This window comes from Microbacterium sp. NPDC076895, assembly GCF_040687115.1.
Lineage (GTDB): Bacteria > Actinomycetota > Actinomycetes > Actinomycetales > Microbacteriaceae > Microbacterium.
Map to the genome: position 1 here is coordinate 231,196 of NZ_JBFBMQ010000003.1, position 24,507 is coordinate 255,702.

A 24,507-nucleotide genomic window follows, 5' to 3' on the forward strand; every position below is an offset into this window, starting at 1 on the left:
GCTCGCCCGTCGGCCACGCATTTCGGTGCGCTGACCCGACCTGTCTCCTAGGATCGGCATCATGAAGCTCGAACTCCGCGGGATCACCAAGCGGTTCGGCAGCCTCGTCGCAAACGACCACATCGATCTCGTGGTCGAACCCGGAGAGATTCACTGTCTCCTCGGTGAGAACGGCGCCGGCAAGTCAACGCTGATGAACGTCCTCTACGGTCTCTACCAGGCCGACGAGGGCACGATCCTCCTCGATGACCACGTCCAGAACTTTCACGGCCCGGGCGACGCCATGCGCGCGGGAATCGGCATGGTGCACCAGCACTTCATGCTGATCCCGGTGTTCACCGTCGCCGAAAACGTGATGCTCGGTCACGAATCCACCAAAGCTGGAGGGTTCCTCGACCTGAATGCCGCCCGGCAGCGCGTCCGGGAGATCTCGGAGCGGTTCGGGTTCGACGTCGACCCCGACGCGCTCGTCGAGGATCTGCCCGTCGGAGTGCAGCAACGCGTTGAGATCATCAAGGCGCTCTCGCGGGACGCGAAGGTACTCGTCTTCGATGAGCCGACCGCCGTGCTGACGCCGCAAGAGACCGACGAGCTGATGGCGATCATGCGTCAGCTCAAGGACTCCGGCGCCTCCATCGTTTTCATCACCCACAAGCTTCGCGAAGTCCGTGAGGTAGCTGATCGCATCACCGTCATCCGGCTCGGCAAGGTCGTCGGCGAAGCGTCTCCGGAGTCGTCGAACGCCGAGCTCGCATCGATGATGGTCGGTCGTGCCGTCGAACTGACGGTCCACAAAGATCCGCCGCAGTTGCGCGACTCCGCTCTCGTGGTCTCGAACCTGTCAGTGCTCGATCCGACCGGCCACCCGATCGTCGACGACGTCAGTTTCGAGGTGCGTGGTGGCGAGATCCTCGCCGTCGCGGGTGTGCAAGGCAATGGGCAGACCGAGCTCACGGAGGCGCTGGTAGGCCTGCAGGAGATCGTCCGGGGCTCTGCCACGCTGAATGGGACGGAGCTCATCGGCCGCAGCGTGCGCGGCATCCTGGATGCCGGGGTCGGGTTTGTGCCGGAAGACCGCAAGGAGGATGGCCTCGTCGGCCCCTTCACGATCGCCGAGAACCTCATGCTCGATCGCGCCCACGGCGCTCCGTTCGTGAAGGCAGGCACGGTGCAGCGGGCCGCACTGGCAGCGTTCGCGCAGGAGAAGTTCGAGGAGTTCGACGTCCGCGCACAGGGCGTCGACACGCCCGTCGGTACCCTCTCGGGTGGCAATCAGCAGAAGGTTGTGCTCGCCCGTGAGCTCAGCCGCGAGCTGTCGCTCCTGGTCGCCGCGCAACCGACGCGCGGTGTCGATGTCGGCTCCATCGAGTTCATTCACAAGCGCGTCGTGCAGACGCGGGATGCCGGCATCCCCGTGGTCGTCGTATCCACGGAACTGGACGAAGTCGTCGCCCTCGCGGACCGGATCATGGTGATGTACCGCGGGCGCATCGTCGGGATCGTTCCGGGAGACACACCGCGCGAGGTCCTGGGCCTCATGATGGCCGGAGAGACCCCGAGCACGGAAGGAGCTGCCGCATGAGCACCACGGCATCCGAGCCCACGCGCAGCTCGAAGCCCGGCCTCGAAGAGGTCTCGCCCCCCGGAAAGTGGCACGAGACCTTCCGTCGCATCACGCAGGGCAACGCGATCATCTCGGTGCTCGCGGTGCTCCTCGCCCTGATCGTCGGCGGCATCATGATCGCGTTCACCGACGAAGACGTGCAGGCAGCATCCGCGTACTTCTTCGCACGTCCGATGGACACGATCGCCGCCGTATGGGATGCCGTGAGCGGCGCCTACATCGCCCTCTTCCAGGGCGCGATCTACAACTTCAATGCGCCCACCTTCGAACGAGCCATCAAGCCCATCACCGAGACGCTCACCTTCGCGACGCCGCTGATCGCGGCAGGTCTCGGTGTCGCCCTCGCGTTCCGCATCGGCATGTTCAACATCGGTGGTCGCGGTCAGATGCTGATGGCCTCGGCGGCGGCGGGATGGGTAGCGTTCTCGCTCGACCTGCCGTGGGGCATCCACATGGTCGTCGCGCTCATCGCGGGCCTGATCGCCGGTGCGCTGTGGGCCGGCATCGCCGGTCTTCTCAAGGCGCGCACCGGTGCGCACGAGGTGATCGTGACGATCATGCTCAACTACATCGCGTTCTATCTGATCTCGTGGATGCTGCGCACCCCGGGCCTGCTCCAGGCGCCGGGTTCGAGCAACCCCAAGACGCCGGCGATGAAAGACACCGCCGTGTTCCCGGATCTGCTCGGCCCCTCCTACAACCTGCATTTCGGGTTCATCCTGGTGATCGGTGCGACGGTGCTCGTGTGGTGGATCCTGTCGCGCTCGAGCCTCGGCTTCCAGTTCCGCGCCGTCGGCGAGAACCCGAACGCCGCACGGGTCGCCGGTATCAAGGTCTCGAGCATGTACGTCTACGGCATGCTGATCTCCGGCGCCCTCATCGGTCTCGCCGGTGTCAACCAGGTGCTGGGAACCGTAACGACCGGGTTCTCGGCCGACATCGACGCCGGTATCGGATTCGACGCCATCACGGTGGCGCTGCTGGGTCGCTCCACCCCCTGGGGAACCTTCGCGGCAGGCATCCTGTTCGGCGCCTTCAAGGCCGGCGGGTACTCGATGCAGGCTGCCGAGCAGATTCCGGTCGAGATCGTCACCGTCGTCCAGGCGCTCATCGTGTTGTTCATCGCGGCGCCGCCGCTGGTGCGCACGATCTTCTTCCTCCCCTCGCCCGAGCGCGACCGTCGCAAGCGCGAAAAGGCACGGCAGAAGCAGCTGAAAGCGCAAGCCCGCGCCGAAGGGGGTGCCGCATGAGCACGACAGTATCTCCCACGGGCGAAGGGACCGTACCGATTGCCCCGCTGGTGACGGCCCAGCCTGAGAAGATCCGCAGCTGGAAGGTTCCGATCGCGCTCACGATCTTCACGGCGCTCTTTGCCATCCTGCTGCTCGCTGCACCGCGGGAGGGGGTCACCACCTTCCGGCTATCGACACCCACCGACGCGGTTCAGCTGCCCGAACTCGCCGTACCCGTCATGGCCACGGCGTGGGTCTGCGTCGTGCTGCTGGCACTGTTGACTGTCGCATCCGTGTTCTTCGTCCGAGCCTTCGCGCGCTCGCCGCTGTGGATCGTCATCGTCTACATCCTGGCGATCGTCGTCGGGTTCCTGACGTGGGCTGCCGCGGGTGCCGCGATCCCCGTTGCGGGACTTCTCGCGGGCTCGCTCGGACTGGCCGTTCCGCTCATCTACGGTGCCCTGGGCGGCGTGATCGGCGAGCGTGCCGGCGTTGTGAACATTGCGATCGAAGGTCAGCTGCTGGCGGGGGCCTTCACCGCCGCCGTCGTCGCTTCGGCGACGCGCCAGCCCATCCTCGGCCTTCTCGCGGCGATGGTCGCGGGAGTGCTCGTGGCCTTCATCCTCGCCGCGTTCGCCATCAAGTACCTCGTCGAGCAGGTCATCGTCGGTGTCGTGCTGAACGTTCTCGTGATCGGGTTGACGAGCTTCCTGTACTCGCAGGTCCTCCAACCCAACGGCGCGACCCTCAACAGCCCGCCGCGGTTCGACCGGATGCCCATTCCGCTGCTTGCCGACATCCCCGTCATCGGGCCGGTGTTGTTCAACCAGACCATCATCGTGTACCTGATGTACATCGCCGTCGCGGCGGTCTACGTGGGTATGTTCCACACCCGCTGGGGTCTGCGTCTGCGCGCGGTCGGCGAGCACCCGCAGGCCGCTGACACCGTCGGCATCAAGGTCAACGCGACCCGGTTCTGGAACGTGCTGCTCGCCGGCGCCATCGCGGGCCTCGGCGGCACCGTGTTCACGATCGGAAACGGCATCGCCTTCAACAAGGAGATGACAGCCGGCGCCGGCTTCATCGCGCTCGCAGCAGTCATCTTCGGCCAGTGGGACCCGATCAAAGCGACCCTCGCGGCGCTGCTGTTCGGGTTCGCGTCGAGCCTGCAGAACACCCTCAGCATCGTCGGATCGCCGGTGCCGAGCGAGTTCATGCTCATGTTGCCGTACGTCGTCACGATCTTCGTCGTCGCCGGTGTCGTCGGCCGCTCGCGGGCGCCTGCCGCCGACGGAAAGCCCTACATCAAGGAATGACGGGATCAGCGCCCTCGCCACCAGCGGGGGCGCTGACACCTGCGTGAGCCGGGAGGATCCGCATGACAGATATCGATTGGGACGGGCTGCGCGCCGAGGCGATCTCGGCCATGCGTCACGCCTACGCCCCGTACTCGAACTATTCGGTCGGCGCCGCTGCGCTCGTCGACGACGGCCGGATCGTCGTCGGATGCAACGTCGAGAACGCCTCGTACGGCGTGGGACTGTGCGCCGAATGCGGACTCGTCTCGGCGCTGCATATGAGCGGTGGGGGCAGGCTGGCCGCGTTCGTGTGCGTCAACGGCCAGGAGCAGATCATCATGCCGTGCGGCCGCTGCCGGCAGCTTCTCTATGAACACTCCGCACCCGGGATGCTGCTGCACACCGTCTCCGGCATCCGCACGATCGATGAGGTGTTGCCGGATGCCTTCGGGCCCCGTGATCTCGAGGAGGCACGCGCATGAGCGAGGCCCCGATCGAGCCGTTCGACGCCGTTGACGTCATCCGTATCAAGCGTGACGGCGGCGCCGTTCCCGAGCCCGAGCTGCGCTGGATGATCGATGCGTATACGCGCGGATATGTCGCCGATGCGCAGATGGCAGCCTTCGCGATGGCGACCCTGCTCAACGGCATGGAGCGCGACGAGATCCGAGTGATGACCGACGCGATGATCGCCTCGGGGGAGCGGATGAGCTTCGCGGGACTCGGCAAGCCCACCGTTGACAAGCACTCCACTGGTGGGGTGGGCGACAAGATCACCCTGCCGCTCGCGCCGCTGGTGGCATCCTTCGGTGTCGCCGTGCCGCAACTGTCGGGGCGAGGACTCGGGCACACCGGCGGGACCCTCGACAAGCTCGAGTCGATCCCGGGATGGCGCGCGGCGCTCTCGAACGCCGAGATGACGGCGCAACTGCGGCATGTCGGCGCGGTCATCTGCGCGGCTGGCTCCGGCCTCGCGCCCGCCGATAAGAAGCTCTATGCGCTGCGCGATGTGACCGGCACCGTCGAAGCAATCCCCCTCATCGCCTCGAGCATCATGTCCAAGAAGATCGCCGAGGGCACCGACTCGCTCGTGCTGGATGTGAAGTTCGGCTCAGGCGCATTCATGCGCGACGTTGACCGGGCCCGCGAGCTCGCCCGCACGATGGTCGCACTCGGCACCGACTCCGGGGTGGCAACGACAGCCCTGCTGACGAACATGGACACGCCACTCGGCCTCGCGATCGGCAACGCGAACGAGGTCCGCGAATCCGTCGAGGTGCTCGCCGGCGGCGGGCCCGCCGACGTCGTTGAGCTCACGATCGCCCTGGCGCGCGAGATGCTCGCCCTGGCGGGCCAGCCGGATGCGGATGTCGAGGCGGCATTGGCCGATGGCCGTGCGATGGACTCCTGGCGCGCCATGATCCTCGCCCAGGACGGGGACCCGGATGCCGAGCTGCCCGTCGCACGCGAGACCCACACCGTGACGGCGCCCCGCGCCGGGGTTGTGACCCGTATGGAAGCCTTGCCCTTCGGTATCGCTGCGTGGCGTTTGGGTGCCGGTCGGGCGCGTGCCGAAGACCCCGTCATCCACGCAGCAGGCATCGACCTGCACGCCAAGCCCGGCGACGCGGTTGCCGCCGGCGCGCCCCTGTTCACGCTGTCGGCGCAGGACGCTGCCCGGTTCCCTCGCGCACTGGACGCGCTCGAGAACGCGTGGGAGATTGGTGACGCCGAGGTCTCGCGCACACCCATCGTTCTCGAACGCATCACCGCCTGAGCATCCTTCGTTCTTCCCGCCACCGCCATCCCCCCTCTTCCAGGAGCCCTCATGTCGATCGATCAGCACGGTGACCACGTCTTGCAGGGGATGTCGATCCGCAAGCTCCCCAAGGTGTCGCTGCACGACCACCTCGACGGCGGTGTGCGGCCGGCGACGATCCTCGAACTCGCCGACCAGGTCGGGCTCGAAGTCCCCGAGGACACGGCCGACGATCTTGCCGACTGGATCGCCGAGCGCTCGGACTCCGGATCGCTCGTCGAGTACCTCAAGACCTTCGACCTCACCGTCGGCGTTATGCAGACCCGCGAGGGGCTCACTCGGGTTGCCCGTGAGTTCGTCGAGGACCTCGCCGCCGACGGCGTGATCTACGGCGAGGTGCGCTGGGCCCCCGAGCAGCACCTGTCGGGTGGACTGTCGCTCGAGGAGGTCGTCGAGGCCGTCCAGGATGGTATCGAAGAGGGTGAGGATGCCGCAGAGCAGGCAGGTCACGACATCCGTGTCGGGCAGCTGATCACCGCGATGCGGCACACCGACCGGTCCCTGGAGATCGCGCGGCTGGCCGTGCAGTGGCGTGAGCGCGGGGCCGTCGGCTTTGACATCGCGGGCCCCGAAGACGGATTCCTTCCCTCGCGCCACCGTGAGGCGTTCGACTATCTCGCCAGCGAGTTCTTCCCCGTCACGGTCCACGCGGGTGAGGCTGCCGGATTGGACTCGATCCGTTCGGCTCTTCTGGATGGGCGGGCGCTGCGCCTCGGCCACGGGGTGCGGATCGCTGAAGACCTCGATGTCGTCTCCCGTGCGGGTGACGAGGTGCTCGTGCAGTTCGGTGATCTTGCCCGGTGGGTGCGCGATCGCGAGATCCCGCTCGAGCTCTCGCCGAGCTCTAACCTGCAGACCGGAGCGATCTCGACGTGGGGCGAGGAGCTCGCGGACCACCCCTTCGACCTGCTCTATCAGCTGGGCTTCTCGGTGACGGTCAATGTCGATAACCGGACGATGAGCCGCACGTCGCTGACCCGCGAACTGGCTCTTCTCGCTGACGCTTTCGAATATGACCTGGACGATCTCGAAGTGTTCCAGCTCAACGCGGCTGCCGGTGCCTTCCTGCCGGTCGAGGAGCGCGAGGAACTCATCGAACTCATCGGCGAGGGCTTCGACCGCTAGACCCGTCCTGGCGCCCGCGTGGGAGGGTCAGCCGGCCACCTGAGCCTGGAAGAAGTGGTCGATCTCGGACGTGAGGGTCTCGGTCATGTCGGCATCGGAGATGGTCGGTGTGCCATCGCCGGGCTGCAGGCCGTAGTCGCCGAAGGACGAGTGCGCCGCGCCCACGATCTCGACCATGTCGGCATCCGCAGGCAGCAGCGGCCGGGCATCCGCGATCTTCTCGGGAGTCGAGAGGCCGTCGAGTTCGCCGGCCAGGCTGAGCACCGGCAACCCCGACGCGCTGAGGTCGTTCGCGCAGTATGACGCGAACAGAATCAGCGCCTCGGCATCCTGCGTCAGCTGGCAGGCACGAACCCCGCCGAGCGAGTGACCGCCGACGGCCCAGGTGTCGACATCCGGCGCAAGGCTCGTGAACGCGTCAAGCGGCCTCAGATCGAAGAACGCGAGATTCAGCCACGGCTTGGTGATTACCACGGTTGTTCCCGATTCGACGATGCCTGAGAGCTTCGCGGCATAGGCCCACGGGTCAACCTTCGCACCCGGGATGAAGACGAGACCGTCGCCGGTCGCGCCCTCGGCGGGGGAGAGCACGATGGCTGCCGAATCATCCGTGATCGAGATCGCGGGATTGGCCTGCACGGCAGCAAGCGGCTCGGGCTCTGCTGCCATGACGCCCACCTGCGAGTAGATGACGATCCCGACGATTCCAACGATCAACAGGATGCCGAGACTTGCCCCTATCCATCCAACGATCCGTACCGCGCGCGAGCGGCGTCGTCGCGGGGGCGGGGCAGAGTCGGCATCCACACTGTGAGCGTAGTGAACCGGAGAGGGATCAGCCGTCGATGACCGCGGCCAATTCGTCGAGGAAACCGGCGAGATCCGTCGACCGGCGGACGATGCGCTGAACGCTCTCACGCTCGGAGAACACCTCGACGAACTGCTCGAAGACCGTCTGGAATGCGGCGCGGTCGGACTCCGAGAACGCCACCAGCGCGACAACCTGAACGCGCGAGTCACCCCAGGCGATCGAGCTCTCGGAGACCCCGACCGAAATCGCCGTGCGGGTTGCCGTCATCCCGATCGCGTGAGGAACGGCGAGGGCATCCGTGAACGCCGTCGACGAGAGCTGCTCGCGATGGATGGCGCGCTCGATGTAGTCCTGGTCGATGACGCCCTCCGCGACCAGGGGTGCGCCCAGCAGCCGGATCGCGTCTTCCTCGCTGCCTGCCGCGGCAAGCTCCCGGCTGAACGCGCCGGCCACGAAGTAGCGTGCGAGGTCCGCGCGCAGCCGCGCCAGGCGCCGCCCGCGACGGATGCGGCTCGCAGCCCCCTGCACGCGATCGACATCGCTCTCGGTGAGAAACGGCTGCACCCTGACGATCCGCTCCGACGGCGCCGGCGGGTCGATCGTCGAGAGCACGAGGTCGGTGTGGATCGCATCCCAGTCGGGGTCGGCGCGGGTGTCGACGCCGATGACCTCGATCGCGCGGCCGAGAGAGCGGTCCACGCTCGAGCGCAGCAGTTCATGCAGCTCGTAGTACCCGGGACAGACGATGGTCGCGGTCAGCAGCTGTTCGCTGCGGCGGCTGCGCTCCAGCCGTCCGCCGACGTGCATCGCGATATAGGCGATCTCGTCATCGAGCAGCGGAATGCCGAGCCGCTCGTGGAGTTGGCCAGCGATGAAGACGGCTACCTCGAACACCATCGGGTAGCTCGTCTTCAGCGACCGGGTGAGCGGGTTTCGAGACCATGCCTGGGCGGCAGCGCGCTGCCGGAGATTCTGCACATGAAGGGCGAGGCGCACGACGAAATCCTCATGCGCGATGTCCACGAGAAACTCGGATGCCGCGTCCTGGACGATCTCGCGAACGACCTGCTCGAGCTGGGGGTCGAGGTTCTCCCGCGCCCGCTCACTCGGCGCGGCGGCGCCCGGAGCGACCACCCGCGTCAGGACGAGGATTGCCAGATGGTCGAGGTCGCCGTGGCCGAGATCGACCCCGATGTGCTCATGCACCAGGCCATCGAGGACCTCGGCGACCATGCGGCGGTCTTCGGAGATCGGTGAGCCGGTAGTCGCCTCGAGCGAGCGGCCCTGCGAGGCGCGGTCGGCCGTGATGGCTATGTGCATCAGCACATCCGCGATGCCGAACTCGTTGACGTAGTACCCGAGCTCACCCATGCGGGCGACAAGCGCGGGCTTGAACGGCCCGAACACATTGGCGCCCATGGAGGATCCGCCGAGGGAGCGGCGCAGTGCATCGAAGTCGAACGCGCCTGCTTCCATCTCGTCGTGGGCGAGCGAACTCAGCAGGCGCCGCTGCGCGACTTCCGTCCCGCGAAGACGCGCGATCGAAGCAGACCGTTCGAGAGTGATGCCGGTGCCCCCGAGCAGGCTCCGTACTCGGCCCAGATCTGCCTCGAGGGTCGCAGGGCTCACGTGCAGCTCGTCGGCGGTCTCGAACACGTCAATGCCTGCCGGATCATTCAGGAGCGCTCGGACGAGCGTGTGGAGCCGGTCTCGCGGCGTCCCGGCGTCAGCTGCCGCCGACGCCCGGAGTGCGGCAGCGGCGTCGACACCGGCGCGATACCCGGAAGGACCCGACTCGATCGCGGCGCCGGAGGGCACGCGCGCGTTGACGGCGGTGACATACGAACGGATGCTGCGCGGAGTGACGCCGAGGGCATCGGCGAGGGTCGCGGCAGTGACCCACTCGCCCTCGCGGACGAGCAGGCTCAGCATCCGATCCTGTCGTGGTCGTGTCACCGAACTCCTCGCGCGAGGCCGCACCAGGCGCGTCCTCGACCGTGTCAGTCAATCATGACGAGCCCTCGCGCAGGGCTCCCCGCTCGCAAGCGCTCTTCCGCCCCTGCGGAAAAAGGACTGGTTGTTGCCTCTCAGCGTTCTCACAAGAATCGACTGCGAAGGAGGCGGGTCGATGAGGATCCTCGTAATCTGCGGCGCCGGAGCGTCCAGCACATTCGTCGCACAGCGGCTCAGAAGCGCCGCCGTGCGCAGCGGTGTACCCCTTGAGGTCGCTGCGGGAACCGAGCACACGCTCGCGGGTCTGTCCGATCCCGTCGACATCGTGCTCGTGGGCCCCCACCTCGAATCCGCGTTCGATCGGGTCCGCGCCCTCGCGAGCGTCGCGGGGTCGATCGCGGTGCTTCTTCCGTCCGATGCCTTTGAAGACCGCGATGGTTCTCGGATTCTTCAGCTCGTCACCGCGGCTCGCGCCGCATCCGTCACCGAATAGCCCATTCCAGGGAGGGAACCATGTCTGAGATCACCCGCACCGTCCGCATCGGCTCGTCGCACGGTCTGCACGCGCGCCCCGCGAAACTGTTCGCGCAGGCTGCGAAGGATGCCGGTATTCCGATCACGATCGCGAAGGATGCAGGGGCTCCGGTGAACGCGGCGAGCATCCTCGGGGTGATCTCGCTCGGCGTCGAGCATGGCGACTACGTCACGCTGACCGCCGACGGTGACGGCGCCGAGGCGGTTCTGGACACACTCGCTGAACTGCTCACCACCGACCACGACGCCGCCTGATCATGGCGCAGTTGCGAGGAGTCGGCATCGGCCTGGGCGTTGCCCAGGGCCCCGTCGCACGGATGGCAGCGCCCCTGCCCGCACCGGATGACACCCCGAGCGCCATCGGGGTCGACGAGGAGCGCTCCCGGGTCCAGGAGGCGCTCGCGGCTGTCGCGCGGGAGCTCGAGAAGCGCGGAGAGCAGGCCGGGGGAGCGGCTCAGGAGGTGCTCGAGGCGCAGGCCATGATGGCCGAGGACCCGACGCTCACCGACGAGGTCGATGCGTCGCTCGCGCAGGGCAAGACCGCCGAGCGTGCCGTGCACGAGGCGTTTGCGTCCTTCCGCGCTCAGCTCGAAGCTGTTGGCGGCTACCTCGGGGAGCGTGCCGCTGACCTCGACGATGTCGCGCAGCGTGTGATCGCTCGGCTGCAGGGTGTTCCCGCCCCCGGAGTGCCCGACCCGGGGCATCCATTCGTTCTTGTCGCCAAAGACCTTGCTCCAGCCGACACTGCCCTGCTCGACCTCGATCAGGTCTTGGCGCTGGTGACCACGGAGGGCGGCCCGACCTCGCACACCGCGATCCTCGCGCGCGAGAAGGGCATCGTCGCGGTCGTGGGCGCTGCGGGCGCTGCCGACCTGGTCGACGGCGAGACCGTGATCGTGGATGCCGCTGCCGGCGCCGTCACGACTGAACCGACCACCGACGAACTGACCCGGGCCGAGAACCGGGCAAACGCGCGGGCGGCCGCAGCGGGTGCCCCGATCACCGCTGGAGCTCTTGCCGACGGCACTGCCGTGCCGCTGCTGGCGAACCTGGGGAACCCTGCGGGGGCGGCCGAGGCCGCCGCGCTCGGCGCCGAAGGCGTGGGCCTGTTCCGGACGGAGTTCCTCTTCCTCTCCGCCAGCTCCGCGCCCACGATCGAGCAGCAGCGTGCCTCGTACGCCGAGCTTCTCGCGGCGTTCGCCGGCAAGAAGGTCGTCGTTCGAGTCCTGGATGCGGGGGCCGACAAGCCCCTGCCGTTCCTCAACGACGCCCACGAAGAGAACCCGGCACTGGGACTCCGTGGCCTGAGGGCGCTGCGTGCCAGCGAGGACATCCTGCGCGAACAGCTCACCGCGCTCGCCGAGGCGGACGCGCAGACCACGAAGGACGGCTCCGGGGCCGACCTGTGGGTCATGGCTCCCATGGTGTCCACCGTGGACGAGGCCGAGTACTTCACGGCAATCGCGCGGGAGTACGGCATCCGCACCGCCGGGGTCATGGTCGAGGTGCCCTCGTCGGCGCTCATGGCCGAGCAGATCTTCGCCCACGCGGACTTTGCCTCCATCGGCACGAACGACCTCACGCAGTACACGCTCGCCGCCGACCGCCTCCTCGGTTCGGTCGCGGGGTACCAGGACCCGTGGCATCCGGCTGTTCTCCGCCTCATTCGTGAGGTCGGCGCAGCCGGCGCGCGCACGGGCAAGCCCGTCGGGATCTGCGGTGAGGCCGCAGCCGACCCGCTGCTGGCCGTCGTTCTCGTCGGGCTTGGAGCCACCTCGCTCTCGATGGCCCCCACTGCGCTCGCCGACGTTCGGGCAACCCTGCTCACCCACTCCCTCGACGACGCCAAGCGGGTCGCCGAGGCCGCGCTGGCCGAAACGGATGCGGCATCCGCACGGGAGGCTGCACACGCAGCCTCCGACTCACAGAAAGAGAGAATGCAATGACAACGACGTCGCCAGGAGTGGCGAAGGATCCTGGGCGGGCGCGCGTCGCCGTCCAGCGATTCGGCACCTTCCTCTCGGGCATGATCATGCCGAACATCGCGGCATTCATCGCCTGGGGCTTCATCACGATGCTCTTCATCCCGTCGGGCTTCTTCGGCCCTGACAGCCCGTTCGGCTGGCACTGGTACCCCGTCTCAGACATCATCGGCTCCGGCGGCGATCAGGCTGTTATCGGCTGGCAGGGCGCAATGGTGCAACTGGCCGAAGGCGACGGCGGGAACTTCTTCTCGTACGTCGGCCTAGTCGGCCCGATGATCGTGTACCTGCTGCCGCTTCTGATCGCCAACACCGGCGGCCGCATGGTCTACGGCGAGCGCGGCGGCGTGGTTGCGACGATCGCGACCATGGGCGTCATCGTCGGCACCAACATCCCGATGTTCCTCGGTGCCATGATCATGGGTCCGTTCGCCGCCCTCATGACGAAGTGGATGGACCGGATCTGGGACGGCAAGATCAAGCCCGGCTTTGAGATGCTGGTCAACAACTTCTCCGCCGGCATCCTCGGAATGATCCTCGCGATCGTCGGGTTCTTCGTATTCGGCCCCGTCATGCTCGGCGTCAGCGCTGTTCTCGGTGGTGCGGTCGGTTGGCTCGTCTCGGTGAACCTGCTGCCGCTCGTGTCGATCATCGTCGAACCGGCGAAGGTGCTGTTCCTGAATAACGCCATCAACCACGGTGTGTTCACGCCGCTCGGTATCGAGCAGGCTGCCGAGACCGGCAAGTCGATTCTGTTCCTCATCGAGGCCAACCCCGGCCCTGGCGTCGGGCTCCTCCTGGCCTTCACGTTCTTCGGCGTCGGCGCGGCAAAGGCCTCAGCTCCGGGTGCGATCATCATCCAGTTCTTCGGCGGCATCCACGAGATCTACTTCCCGTACGCTCTGTCGAAGCCGATCACGATCCTCGCGCTCATCGCCGGTGGCGCCACCGGGGTTGCGACCAACATGCTGCTCGGAGGCGGGCTCGCGTTCCCGGCCGCTCCGGGAAGCATCATCGCCGTGACGTTCGCCGCTATTGGCCCGGGGGTCGGTAATCTCCTCGTCGTCTACCTGTCGGTGATCCTTGCCGCCACTGTCACGTTCCTGCTCGCAGGGATCATGCTTCGCGCAAGCCGTAAGCGTGACCTCGAAGCGGGGCTGGGTGGCGACCTGAGCGCGGCGATTGCGCAGACCGAAGCTAACAAGGGCAAGGAGTCTGCTGCGCTCGCTGGTCTTCGCGCCAGCGCCGGTGCCGACGCGCGCGCCGAGTACGACGCTGAAGAGGCGTACGACGAGGCAGAGACCGCGCGGGCAACGGGGGGTCTTGCCAGCGGCGGACGACTCGAGACCAAGCAGATCTCGACCATCGTGTTCGCGTGCGATGCGGGCATGGGCTCATCTGCGATGGGCGCGAGCGTGCTGCGCAACAAGATCACAAAGGCCGGCATTACGGGCGTCACGGTCACCAACAAGGCGATCGCGAACCTGGATGCCTCGGCCGACCTGGTCATCACGCAGAACCAGCTCACCGATCGGGCTCGGCAGAAGACGCCGGATGCCGTGCATGTGTCGGTCGACAACTTCATGAATTCGCCGAAGTACGACGAGGTCGTGGAGATGGTGCGCGACCAGCACCAGGATGGTGCATAACCGATGAGTCGGTGCGGGGCGGCGCACACCGCCCCGCACCCTCATCCATCGTCTCGTCACCCGGATGCGACGAGACGGCGATTTTCCGGGGAGGAAGGGATTCATCATGACCAGTGAGGTTCTCACCAGCGACCGTGTGCGGATCCACGCGGGTTCCGCGACGCGGGACGAGGCGATCCGAGAGGCTGCAGACCTGCTGGTTGCAGCCGGAGCGGTGACCTCGGCGTACTTCGACGCGATGCTCGCGCGCGAGCAGACGGTCTCGACCTACATGGGCAACGAACTCGCGATCCCGCACGGCACGAACGACGCTAAAGATGCCATCCTCGCGTCGGCGCTCTCGGTGGTCCGATACGACGGCGGGATCGACTGGGACGGCGAAACGGTGACATTCGTCGTCGGCATCGCCGGCGTTGGTGACGAGCACCTCGAGATCCTGTCGCAGATCGCGATCCTGTTCTCTGACGAGGACGACGTGGCGCGGCTGAAGGCCGCCGCGACAAGCGACGACCTGTTCGCCATCGTCTCCGCCGCCGGCGTCTGAGGAAGGGACAGTCATGAAGGCCGTCCACTTCGGCGCGGGCAACATCGGCCGCGGCTTCGTGGGGCTGCTGCTCCACGAGGGCGGCTACGAGCTCGTCTTCTCGGATGTCGCAGCACCCCTCGTCGATGCGATCAACGCAGCATCCTCGTATACGGTCCACGAGGTCGGCGAGGGTGGCGTCGACAAGACGGTGACGGGGTTTCGCGCGATCAACTCTGCGACCGACCCCGAGGCTCTCGTGGCCGAGATCGCTACCGCCGATGTCGTCACGACAGCAGTGGGTCCGACAGTCCTACGCTTCGTTGCACCGCACATCGCCGCGGGTCTCGCCGCCCGGGAGGCATCGCGGGCGTCTCTGCAGGTGATGGCCTGCGAGAACGCCATCAACGCGACCGACCTGCTGCGTGATGAGGTTGCCGCCGCCGCGGGGGAGAGCTGGACTGACCTCCAGAACCGCGCCGTCTTCGCGAACACAGCCGTCGACCGCATCGTGCCAGCGCAACCCGAGGGCGCGGGGGTGGATGTCACGGTCGAGCCCTTCTTCGAGTGGGCCATCGAACGCCCGCCCTTCGGCGACAATCCGCCGCAGATCCCGGGAGCCCACTTCGTCGACGACCTCGCGCCCTACATCGAGCGCAAGCTCTTCACCGTCAACACCGGGCACGCTGCAGCGGCCTACCTCGGTGCGCGCGCCGGGCATGTGACGATCGCGCAGACTCTTGCCGATCCGGCGATCGCGGGTCAGGTGATCGCGGCGCTCGAAGAGACCTCGGCGCTTCTGACGGCCAAGCACGAACTGCCCGTCGAGGAGCTCGCCGACTATCGCGCGACGATCCTGCGGCGATTCCAGAACCCGGCGCTGCCCGATACCGTCGGCCGGGTCGGGCGTCAGCCCCTGCGCAAGCTGTCACGGCACGAGCGGTTTGTCGGTCCCGCAGCCGAGGCCGCGGAGCGCGGGATGTCTGTGTCGGGCCTGCTGGCCGCGGTCGGTGCCGCGCTCGAGTTCGACGACCCCGACGACCCGCAGTCCCAGGAACTGCAGCAACTGCTTCGAGACACGGATGCCGCGGCTGCCGTCACCCGGATCACCGGGCTCGGGCCGGAGCATCCGCTGTTCGTCGACGTCCTCGAGGTCGTTCACGCACGCCAGCGCCAGCTGTGACCCGCAGCTAACTCCTCAAACTCGGGCGCAGATCGACCGTTTGCGGCGCGGGATCCGGCATCCGGGCCCTGGACTGAGGAGTTAGCGGCGGTCGCGTCAGCTCGCCGCGGCGAGCAGATCCCGGGCGCCGTCGGCGAGGGCTGCGAGTCGCTCGGATGCCTCATCCGCCGTCTCGGCCCGCACATCCAGATACACCTTGAGCTTGGGCTCGGTGCCGCTCGGACGGATGATGATCCGCGACCCGTCCTCGAGCCATACGCGCAGCACGTCACCGGGCGGAAGGTCATCGACCCCGTTCAGCAGGTCGTCGATCCGCGCCACCGCGACTCCGCCAACGGATGCCGGGGGAGCTGCCCGCAGCGCCGACATCGTCCTGCCGATGAGCGACAGGTCGCTCACGCGCAGCGAGATCTGATCACTGGCGAAGGCCCCGAATGTCTCGTCGAACTCGGCCAACAGGTCAGCTACCGTGTGACCGGATGCCCGCGCTTCGGCGATCATCCCGAGCATCGCGACGGCAGCCGAGATCCCGTCCTTGTCGCGCACGGTCTCGGGATTGACGAGGTACCCGAGAGCCTCCTCGAACCCGTAGATCATTCCCGGAGCCCGGGAGATCCACTTGAAGCCGGTGAGGGTGGCGGCAAAGCCGAGTCCATAATGCTCGGCGACGGACGCCAGACCTGGCGAGGACACCAGCGAACAGGCGAGGGTTGCGCCGGATGCCGCATCCGCCGCCCGCGCAGCCCGCCACCCGAGCAGCAGCCCGATCTGGTTTCCGGTCAGCCGGCGCCAGCCCTCCGTCGCTGCCGGGTCGGGGATCGCGACAGCCAGGCGGTCGGCATCGGGGTCGTTGGCGAGGATGAACTCCGCCCCGACCTCCCGAGCCGTCTCGAAGGCGAGGTCCATCGCCCCGGGCTCCTCGGGGTTCGGGAATGACACGGTCGGGAACCGCCCGTCGGGCGCAATCTGGGCGGCCACCGGCGTCGGTGCCCGGTATCCGGCAGCATCGAGGATGCGCGCGAGCGTCTCCCACCCGACGCCGTGCATAGCGGTGTAAACCCACTGCATCCCATCGGCTCCGGGACCCGCGGGAGCGACCGCCGCCGTCGCCTTGACGTAGGCGTCGACCACGGATTCCGGCGCGATCTCGTACCCCGCGCTGCGTGGCAGATCACGGATGTCGCGGGCGGCCACCGCATCGATGTGTGCCGCGATCTCGGCGTCCGCGGGCGAAACGATCTGCGACCCTGCGTCAGCGCCGCCGAGGTACACCTTGTAGCCGTTGTTATCGGGCGGATTGTGGGATGCCGTCACCATGACGCCGGCCGCGGCATCCAGGTGACGAACGGCGAACGCGAGCACAGGAGTCGGGAGCAGCCGGGGCATCAGCACGGCCTCGAACCCTGCCCCCGCGAAGATCTCGGCGGAGTCGCGAGCGAAGACATCGGAGTTCCGACGGCCGTCGTAGCCGATCACCACGCGCGGGGTGGCATCCGTCCCGGCTCGCTCGCGCAGATACCCAGCAAGACCCGCCGCGGCCTGTGTCACCAGGACGCGGTTCATCCGGTTCGGTCCGGCGCCGAGTGCACCCCGCAGCCCCGCGGTTCCAAACGCGAGGCGGGTGCCAAAGCGATCGTCGAGGTCGCCCAGCGCTGCGGCGTCACCGGCATCCGCGGCATCGAGCAGGTCGGCGAGTTCTTCCCGCGTGACCGGATCGGGATCTTGCTCGAGCCAGGCCCGGGCGGTGTCGATCACCCCCATCACAGCTCGCCGATAACGCGCGCCAGCAGTGCCGAAATCACCGGCTCGGCTTCCTTGCCTGCCTCGATCACTTCCTGGTGGCTGAGCGGGGTCGTCTGGATGCCGGCAGCCATGTTCGTGATGAGTGAGAACCCGAGGATTTCCATGCCGGCTTGACGCGCGGCGATGGCCTCGAGGGCGGTCGACATCCCGACGATGTGTCCGCCGATCGTCTTTGCCATTCGGACCTCGGCCGGGGTCTCGTACTGGGGGCCGCGGAACTGGCAGTACACGCCCTCGTCGAGGGTCGGATCCACCATCCGGGCAACGTCTCGCAGCCGCAGCGAGTAGAGGTCGGTGAGGTCGATAAAGGTCGCGCCCTCGAGGGGGGACGCGCCAGTGAGGTTGATGTGGTCGCTGATGAGCACGGGCTGACCCGGCTTCCACGACGGCTTGATGCCGCCAGCACCGTTGGTGAGCACCATTGTCTTCGCGCCGGTCGCCGCTGCGGTGCGCACGCTGTGCACGACGCGGCGCGGCCCGTGACCCTCGTAGTAGTGGGTGCGCGCGCCGATGACGAGCACGTGCTTGCCCTTGGGGGTGCGGATGCTGCGCAGCGACCCCACGTGCCCTTCCAGTGCCGGCTTGCTGAAGCCCGTGACATCCGTCGCCGCAATCGTCGCGACGGTTTCGCCGATGAGGTCGGCTGCCTTGCCCCAGCCGCTGCCCAAGGTCAGTGCGATGTCATGATGCTCGACGCCAGTGAGACGAGCGATATCGGATGCAGCGGTTCGCGCGACCTCGAACGGGTCGGCGTGAGGATCATCGAGCGGGTTGCTCAGCGTGTCTGACATGTTCCCACTCTAGGAACCCTGCGCTGGCGTGAACAACGGGGCCGTGCTGAAACAATGGACGCATGTCTTTGAGCTTCGAGCGCACCCAATCCGTCGCAATCATCGGCGGGGGACCCGGCGGATACGAGGCGGCGCTCGCGGCAGCGCAGTTGGGCGCGGATGTCACGCTCGTCGAACGCGCCGGTGTGGGTGGCTCGGCGGTTATGACCGACGTCGTCCCGTCCAAGACGCTCATCGCGACGGCTGACGCCGCGGTCGCTATCGCGGGCGCGGGGGAGCTCGGGGTTCAACTGTTCGCCAAGGGTGGAGACGGCCGGCCCCTCAAGCCCGAGATCGCGATCAACCTCGCGCAGGTGAACAAGCGGCTGCTCGCCCTGGCGCGCCAGCAGTCCGAAGACATGCGTGCGTCTTTGCTGCAGGCGGGGGTCACGATCCTCGAGGGGCACGGGCGCGTCGAGGATGACAACGCCGTGGTCGTCTCGACAGGCCCCGGCGGCACCGACTTCGACCGCATCGAAGCTGACACCCTCGTGATCTCGGTGGGGGCCTCGCCGCGGGAGCTTCCCAGCGCCAAGCCCGACGGGGAACGCATCCTGACCTGGACGCAGCTCTACGACATGAAGACGCTGCCCGAGCACCTCATCGTCGTCGGCTCGGGTGTGACCGGTGCAGAGTTCGCCTCGGCGTACATGAACCTCGGCTCGAAGGTCACGCTCATCTCGAGCCGTGACCAGGTTCTGCCGGGCGAAGACAGGGATGCCGCTGCCGTCATCGAGAGCGTCTTCCTGCGCGGTGGGATGACGCTTCTTCCCAAGTCCCGGGCAAAGTCCGTGGTGCGCGAAGGTGACGGTGTGGTCGTGACGCTCTCGGACGGTACCCGCGTCGAGGGGAGCCACTGCCTGATGGCGGTCGGCTCAATCCCGAATACCGCCGGCATCGGTCTCGAACAGGCTGGTGTGCAACTGGCCCAGAGCGGTCACATCCGCGTCAACCGCGTGGCACGAACCTCCGTCCCGAACATCTACGCCGCCGGCGACTGCACGAACTTCTTCCCGCTGGCATCCGTTGCGGCGATGCAGGGGCGTACCGCCGTCTTCCACGCGTTCGGGGACGTCGTCATCCCGCTGGAGAAGCGCCGTATCACCGCCAACATCTTCACGGCGCCCGAGATCGCAACCGTCGGGTGGGGTGAGGAAGACATCGCCGCAGGCCTTATTGGCGGTGTCGTCCACAAGCTGCCCCTGTCGTCGAACCCCCGGGCGAAGATGATGGGGATCTCGGACGGCTTCGTCAAGCTCATCGCCCGCGAGGGCAGCGGCACGGTCGTGGGCGGCGTCATCGTCGGGCCCCGTGCGTCCGAGCTCATCTACCCGATCGCGATCGCCGTCGAGCGTCGCCTCACCGTCGACCAGGTCTCGCGAGTGTTCGCCGTCTACCCGTCACTTGCTGGCACCATCACGGATGCCGCGCGCGCAATGCACATCGTCGACCGCGACGAGCCCGAAGAATAGGCCCGGACGCGTGGCCGCGCTCAGGAGATGGTGAGCAGCGGATGCCCCGCCGATACCGTCGTACCGGGCGTTGCATTGATCGCGCCGATCACGCCATCCTTATGCGCCTGAATCGGCTGTTCCATCTTCATCGCCTCGAGAACGAGCACCAGGTCACCCTTGACGACCTGCTGACCGTCCTCGACGGCGATCTTCACGACCGTCGCCTGCATCGGCGCCATCACCGCATCGCCCGAGGCACCTGACACGGCGCTGCCTGCGTGCGAGCGCCGCGACGGCGGCACAACAGCGGGGCGTCCGCGGCCGGCAGGTGCTGTCACGACACGGTCGGGCAGGCTCACCTCGAGGCGCTTTCCGGCGACCTCGACGACCACGGTGTGTCGGGACTCCTCCGCGCGCGGTGCGCCGATCTCGCCATCCCATGCCGGGATGTCGTTGTCGAACGCGGTCTCGATCCAGCTCGTGTAAACCCCGAACTGACCGTCCTCGGCAGTGAAGGCGGGGTCGCGCACGACCTTGCGGTGGAAGGGCAGCACTGTCGGCATCCCGGCCACCTCGAATTCGTCGAGTGCCCGCCGAGCGCGATCCAAAGCCTCGGCGCGATCACGGCCGGTCACAATGATCTTGGCCAGCAGCGAGTCGAACGCACCGCTGACGGAGTCGCCCGCTGTCACACCCGAGTCGAGGCGGATGCCGGGACCACCGAAGGTCTTGAAGACGTGGATGTCGCCGGGCTGGGGCAGGAAGTTCCGGCCGGGGTCCTCGCCGTTGATGCGGAACTCGATGGAGTGGCCGACAGCTTCGGGGTCGTCGTAGCCGAGCGCTTCACCCTCGGCGAGGCGGAACTGCTCGCGGACGAGGTCGATCCCCGTGACCTCCTCCGAGACGGGGTGCTCGACCTGGAGCCGCGTGTTCACCTCCAGGAACGAGATCGTGCCGTCGGCCCCGATGAGGAACTCACACGTGCCGGCGCCGAGGTAGCCGACCTCGCGCAGGATCGCCTTGGACGACTCAACGAGGATGCGGTGCTGCTCGTCGCTCAGGAACGGTGCCGGTGCCTCTTCGACAAGCTTCTGATGGCGTCGCTGCAGCGAGCAGTCACGGGTGGAGATGACGACGACGGTGCCCTCGGCATCCGCGAGGCACTGGGTTTCGACGTGACGGGGTCGGTCGAGGTACTTCTCCACGAAGCACTCGCCGCGTCCGAAGGCGGCAATCGCCTCCCGCGTTGCTGACTCGAAGAGCTCGGCAACCTCATCGCGGGATCGGGCGACCTTCAGGCCGCGGCCGCCGCCACCGTAGGCGGCCTTGATCGCGATCGGCAGCCCGTGCGTATCAACGAACGCGAGCACCTCGTCGGCGCCGGAGACGGGACCCGGAGTGCCGGGGGCGAGCGGCGCGCCGACCTTCTCGGCGACGTGGCGTGCGGTGACCTTGTCGCCGAGTGCCTCGATCGCTTCCGGGGACGGGCCGATCCAGGTGAGGCCGGCGCCGATTACGGCACGCGCGAACTCGGCGTTCTCGGCCAGGAAGCCGTAGCCGGGGTGAACCGCGTCGGCACCCGAACGCCGGGCGATCGAGAGGATCTTGTCGATCGAAAGGTACGTGTCGGCGCTCGTCGCGCCCTCCAGGGCGTAGGCCTCGTCTGCGAGGCGGACGTGGAGAGCGTCGCGATCCTGATCGGCGTACACCGCCACCGAGCCCTTACCGGCGTCCCGTGCTGCGCGGATGATGCGGACGGCGATCTCGCCGCGGTTCGCTACGAGGACCTTGGCGATGTGAGGCATGGATGTCAGCCTACCGAGGCCCCAGGGTGCGAAATTGGATTGATCCGACAAGAAACCCCGATGAACGTGCAGCGAGGTCTACGGATGCTGCGCTGAATCCTCTGGGCGATTCCACAGCTCCGTCCACGCGACGCCGAGCTCTCGAGCCAGTTTTCGCAGGGTCGACAGCGACATGCCGACCACTGTTGAGGGGTCTCCCTCGACGCGGGAAATGAACGGGCCACCGAGGCTGTCGACCGTGAACGCACCGGCAACGGCGAGCGGTTCGCCGGTGGCGACGTAGGCCTCGATCTCGGCATCCGTGATGTCGTCGACGAACGTCACCGACGCGCGAGCCACAGCGTGCGCTTCGATCGGAGTCTGGCCCGGGATGACGCGATACACACTGTGCCCGGAGTGCAGGATGCCGGTGCGCCCCCGCATCTCGTGCCACCGCTCAGTCGCCACTGACGGCTCGTGCGGTTTGCCCAGGACTCGGCCGTCGAGCTCGAACATCGAGTCGCCGCCGATGACAAGTCCGTCGAACTCCGCGTCGTCGAGCGCGAGCCGCGCGACGACATCCAGGGCCTTGCGCCGCGCGAGCAGCAACACATGCTCATCGGGCGGCAGCGTTCGCCCTTCGGCTGTCTCGATGGCGTGGATGACCGCGTCTTCGTCGACCTCCGGAGCCATGGTGAGCGGTTCGATACCGGCCTGGCGCAGCAGTGCGCGCCGGGCGGGGGAGGTGGATGCCAGCAGGACGCGCATCGTTCCACGGTAGCGGGCGTGAGATCCTCGATGCATGACCGGCGAAGTGGGGCAGATCGTCGACCTCGAGATCACGGATGCCGCACACGGCGGCGTATTCGTCGGCAGACTCGATGGTCGCGTGGTGTTCACGGCAGATGCGATCCCCGGTGAACGGGTGCGCGCCCGGCTCACCGACGCCTCGAAGGCGTCATTCTGGCGCGCGGACACCGTCGAGGTGACCGACCCATCGCCCCATCGCCAGCGCCACATCTGGCCTGAAGCCGATGTCGATCGCGATCCCGCAGATCGGCCCGGGGGCGCCGAGTTCGGCCACATCGAGCTCAGCCACCAGCGCGAACTCAAGCGGCGCATCCTCGCGACAGCCCTGCAGCGCACCGGCCACCTGGAAGTGCCCGTCCAGTTCGAGGGCCCGCGCGCAGCATCCGTCGGCAACCACGTCGTTGCCGAGCAGCCCGATGGTACGCGGTGGCGAACCCGGGTCTCGTTGCACGTGGACGATGACGGTCGTATGGGTGCGTACGCCGCGCGGAGCCATCGCGTCATTCCGACCGAGAGCATGCCCCTCGCGACGGCCGCGATCGAGCGGGCAGCCGCGGCGCTCGGGCGTCCGGCGCCCGGGCGCGTCGACCTGGTCCAGCCCGCTGACGGCCACGTTCGCGTGCTTGCGCGCCCCGACGCCACCGATCGACGTGGGAGCTCAGCCCGACGACACAGCGAGGTCGTGGTCGAACACGTCGGTGCCCGGCGCTTCCGCGTCGATGTCGGCGGGTTTTGGCAGGTTCACCGCCTGGCGGCATCCACCCTCACAACCGTCGTCGCGGAAGAACTTGCTGGCGGTGTCGACCCTGACGGGTGGCACCTCGATCTCTACGGCGGCGTCGGCCTCTTCGGGGCGCTTCTGGGCGACCTGGCCGGCCCCGCGGCGCGCATCACGTCGGTCGAGGGGAACGAACGGGCCACCGAGCACGCCGGCGAGAACCTCGCCGAGTGGGTCGGAGCGCGAGCGGAGACGGCGCGGGTAGACCGGTGGACGCGTGCCCTTCGCCAGACGATCAGCGACCGCGACCGGGAACGGCTCGCGCGCGGAACCGTCGTGCTCGACCCGCCCCGCACGGGCGCGGGTGCTGCCGTGGTCGACGATCTGGCAGCTCTGGGGCCGGCATCCATCGTCTATGTCGCGTGCGACCCGGTAGCCCTCGCCCGCGATCTCGCCCGCTTCGCTGACCACGGATACCACGCCGACCGGGTGCGTGGCATCGATCTGTTTCCACATTCGCATCACATGGAGGCTGTCGCACTGCTCCGACGCGACGCTGCTCGGTAGAGTGACCCCATGACGCGGGTGGCTCTGATCGATGACCATGAGTCCGTCCGCTTGGGGGTAGAGGCGGCGTGTGTGACAGACGGGGGTCCCGAGGTGGTTTTCTCGGGAAGTACTGTCACCGAGTACGTCCGCTGGCGGCGCGCCACGAGCGCGCCACCGGTCGATGTGGTTGTGCTCGATCTCACCCTGGGCGACGGGACGACAGTACGAGAGAACGTCGGGCGACTCGTCGCCGACGGGTCCAGCATCCTGGTGCACTCGGTGGCCGATCGGCCCTCGGCGGTGCGAGAAGCCCTCGTGGCCGGCGCCATCGGCGTCGTGAGCAAGGCGTCTCCGATCGACGACGTGATTTCGGCGATCCACGCTGTGGCCAACGGGGATCCGCTGAACAACGTCGAATGGGCAAGCGCTATCGAGGGTGACCGTGAGTTCGCCGACGCGCAGCTGTCGGCGCGGGAACGAGATGTGCTGCGTCTGTATGCCGCCGGTTTGCCTCTGAAAGCTGTTGCGGAGCGCCTGGGGATCGCGTACTCGACGGCGAAAGAAAACATCAGCCGCGTGCGGGTCAAGTACGTCGAGGTCGGGAGGTCGGCATCGACGAAGTTCGACCTCATCCGCCGCGCACTGGAAGACGGCCTCGTCTCGGCTGACGGGTTCGCTGCCGGAGCATCGGACAAGCGATGAGCGCCGACACTCACCCCCGCGAGCGAGCGCTAGGGCGTGTCTGATAAATAGTTCGGGGTCGGGCTGAGAGTCTGGGATGGTGTCGCGATTCCAGTTGCTGTCGGATGCCCAGTGGTCGTTGATC

Annotated in this window: 21 protein-coding genes; 15 read left to right on the forward strand and 6 right to left on the reverse strand. The window is 67.5% G+C overall.

The features are described from left to right. The first annotated feature begins 61 nt into the window (after positions 1 to 61). The 6 genes from AB0O89_RS04290 to AB0O89_RS04315 all read left to right on the forward strand — a co-directional run bounded on the left by AB0O89_RS04290 (position 62) and on the right by AB0O89_RS04315 (position 7,098). Complete coding sequence (locus tag AB0O89_RS04290) at positions 62 to 1,582, forward strand: ABC transporter ATP-binding protein (RefSeq protein WP_363494511.1); 1,521 nt, start codon at positions 62 to 64, stop codon at positions 1,580 to 1,582. Next, positions 1,579 to 2,874 (forward strand): ABC transporter permease, encoded by a 1,296-nt coding sequence (locus tag AB0O89_RS04295; protein WP_363494513.1) that lies wholly within the window; start codon positions 1,579 to 1,581, stop codon positions 2,872 to 2,874. Before AB0O89_RS04290 ends, AB0O89_RS04295 begins: the two co-directional genes overlap by 4 nt. Further along, positions 2,871 to 4,172, forward strand: coding sequence for an ABC transporter permease (locus AB0O89_RS04300; RefSeq protein ID WP_363494515.1), 1,302 nt, complete (start codon positions 2,871 to 2,873; stop codon positions 4,170 to 4,172). The genes AB0O89_RS04295 and AB0O89_RS04300 overlap by 4 nt, the downstream gene beginning before the upstream one ends. 62 nt (positions 4,173 to 4,234) lie before the next feature. Continuing rightward, a complete protein-coding gene (locus AB0O89_RS04305) occupies positions 4,235 to 4,636 on the forward strand; it encodes a cytidine deaminase (protein ID WP_363494517.1) in 402 nt (133 codons plus the stop codon). After that, entirely contained in the window at positions 4,633 to 5,931 is a 1,299-nt protein-coding gene (locus AB0O89_RS04310) for a thymidine phosphorylase (protein ID WP_363494519.1), read from the forward strand. Before AB0O89_RS04305 ends, AB0O89_RS04310 begins: the two co-directional genes overlap by 4 nt. 51 nt (positions 5,932 to 5,982) lie before the next feature. After that, on the forward strand, positions 5,983 to 7,098 hold the full coding sequence (locus tag AB0O89_RS04315) for an adenosine deaminase (protein WP_363494521.1): 1,116 nt from the start codon (positions 5,983 to 5,985) through the stop codon (positions 7,096 to 7,098). Positions 7,099 to 7,125: 27 nt separating this feature from the next. Here the strand turns inward: AB0O89_RS04315 and AB0O89_RS04320 are convergent, their stop codons facing one another. Further along, positions 7,126 to 7,905: an alpha/beta hydrolase gene (locus AB0O89_RS04320; RefSeq protein ID WP_363494523.1), complete on the reverse strand. Its 780-nt coding sequence runs from the start codon at positions 7,903 to 7,905 to the stop codon at positions 7,126 to 7,128. Positions 7,906 to 7,933: 28 nt separating this feature from the next. Next, the gene (locus tag AB0O89_RS04325) at positions 7,934 to 9,841 is read right to left on the reverse strand and encodes a PTS sugar transporter subunit IIA (protein ID WP_363494562.1); all 1,908 of its coding nucleotides are present in this window, start codon (positions 9,839 to 9,841) and stop codon (positions 7,934 to 7,936) included. A 196-nt stretch (positions 9,842 to 10,037) separates the two neighbouring features. Between AB0O89_RS04325 and AB0O89_RS04330 the strand changes: the two genes are divergently transcribed. The 6 genes from AB0O89_RS04330 to AB0O89_RS04355 all read left to right on the forward strand — a co-directional run bounded on the left by AB0O89_RS04330 (position 10,038) and on the right by AB0O89_RS04355 (position 15,733). Beyond that, complete coding sequence (locus AB0O89_RS04330; RefSeq protein ID WP_363494525.1) at positions 10,038 to 10,355, forward strand: PTS sugar transporter; 318 nt, start codon at positions 10,038 to 10,040, stop codon at positions 10,353 to 10,355. 20 nt (positions 10,356 to 10,375) lie between these two features. Next, a complete protein-coding gene (locus tag AB0O89_RS04335; RefSeq protein ID WP_363494527.1) occupies positions 10,376 to 10,651 on the forward strand; it encodes an HPr family phosphocarrier protein in 276 nt (91 codons plus the stop codon). Between the two features lie 2 nt (positions 10,652 to 10,653). Then, positions 10,654 to 12,342, forward strand: a complete 1,689-nt coding sequence (ptsP, locus tag AB0O89_RS04340; RefSeq protein ID WP_363494529.1) for a phosphoenolpyruvate--protein phosphotransferase — start codon at positions 10,654 to 10,656, stop codon at positions 12,340 to 12,342. Further along, positions 12,339 to 14,027, forward strand: coding sequence for a PTS mannitol transporter subunit IICB (locus AB0O89_RS04345; protein ID WP_363494531.1), 1,689 nt, complete (start codon positions 12,339 to 12,341; stop codon positions 14,025 to 14,027). The genes ptsP and AB0O89_RS04345 overlap by 4 nt, the downstream gene beginning before the upstream one ends. Before the next feature lie 106 nt (positions 14,028 to 14,133). Continuing rightward, positions 14,134 to 14,571, forward strand: a complete 438-nt coding sequence (locus tag AB0O89_RS04350; protein ID WP_363494533.1) for a PTS sugar transporter subunit IIA — start codon at positions 14,134 to 14,136, stop codon at positions 14,569 to 14,571. Positions 14,572 to 14,584: 13 nt separating this feature from the next. After that, positions 14,585 to 15,733, forward strand: a complete 1,149-nt coding sequence (locus tag AB0O89_RS04355; RefSeq protein ID WP_363494535.1) for a mannitol-1-phosphate 5-dehydrogenase — start codon at positions 14,585 to 14,587, stop codon at positions 15,731 to 15,733. Between the two features lie 96 nt (positions 15,734 to 15,829). Here the strand turns inward: AB0O89_RS04355 and AB0O89_RS04360 are convergent, their stop codons facing one another. Further along, positions 15,830 to 17,488 (reverse strand): phospho-sugar mutase, encoded by a 1,659-nt coding sequence (locus AB0O89_RS04360; protein ID WP_363494537.1) that lies wholly within the window; start codon positions 17,486 to 17,488, stop codon positions 15,830 to 15,832. Between the two features lie 5 nt (positions 17,489 to 17,493). Continuing rightward, positions 17,494 to 18,327, reverse strand: coding sequence for a purine-nucleoside phosphorylase (locus AB0O89_RS04365; RefSeq protein WP_363494539.1), 834 nt, complete (start codon positions 18,325 to 18,327; stop codon positions 17,494 to 17,496). A 62-nt stretch (positions 18,328 to 18,389) separates the two neighbouring features. On the opposite strand from AB0O89_RS04365, the gene AB0O89_RS04370 reads away from it, so the two are divergent. Further along, the gene (locus AB0O89_RS04370) at positions 18,390 to 19,838 is read left to right on the forward strand and encodes an NAD(P)H-quinone dehydrogenase (RefSeq protein ID WP_363494541.1); all 1,449 of its coding nucleotides are present in this window, start codon (positions 18,390 to 18,392) and stop codon (positions 19,836 to 19,838) included. A gap of 20 nt (positions 19,839 to 19,858) precedes the next feature. Here the strand turns inward: AB0O89_RS04370 and AB0O89_RS04375 are convergent, their stop codons facing one another. Both AB0O89_RS04375 and AB0O89_RS04380 read right to left on the reverse strand, forming a co-directional pair. Further along, on the reverse strand, positions 19,859 to 21,625 hold the full coding sequence (locus tag AB0O89_RS04375) for a biotin carboxylase N-terminal domain-containing protein (protein WP_363494543.1): 1,767 nt from the start codon (positions 21,623 to 21,625) through the stop codon (positions 19,859 to 19,861). Between the two features lie 78 nt (positions 21,626 to 21,703). Next, positions 21,704 to 22,372, reverse strand: coding sequence for a Maf family protein (locus tag AB0O89_RS04380; RefSeq protein ID WP_363494545.1), 669 nt, complete (start codon positions 22,370 to 22,372; stop codon positions 21,704 to 21,706). Between the two features lie 34 nt (positions 22,373 to 22,406). On the opposite strand from AB0O89_RS04380, the gene AB0O89_RS04385 reads away from it, so the two are divergent. Next, positions 22,407 to 23,699, forward strand: a complete 1,293-nt coding sequence (locus AB0O89_RS04385) for a TRAM domain-containing protein (protein ID WP_363494547.1) — start codon at positions 22,407 to 22,409, stop codon at positions 23,697 to 23,699. A 9-nt stretch (positions 23,700 to 23,708) separates the two neighbouring features. Then, complete coding sequence (locus tag AB0O89_RS04390; RefSeq protein WP_363494549.1) at positions 23,709 to 24,383, forward strand: response regulator transcription factor; 675 nt, start codon at positions 23,709 to 23,711, stop codon at positions 24,381 to 24,383. The last annotated feature ends 124 nt before the right edge of the window (positions 24,384 to 24,507 follow it).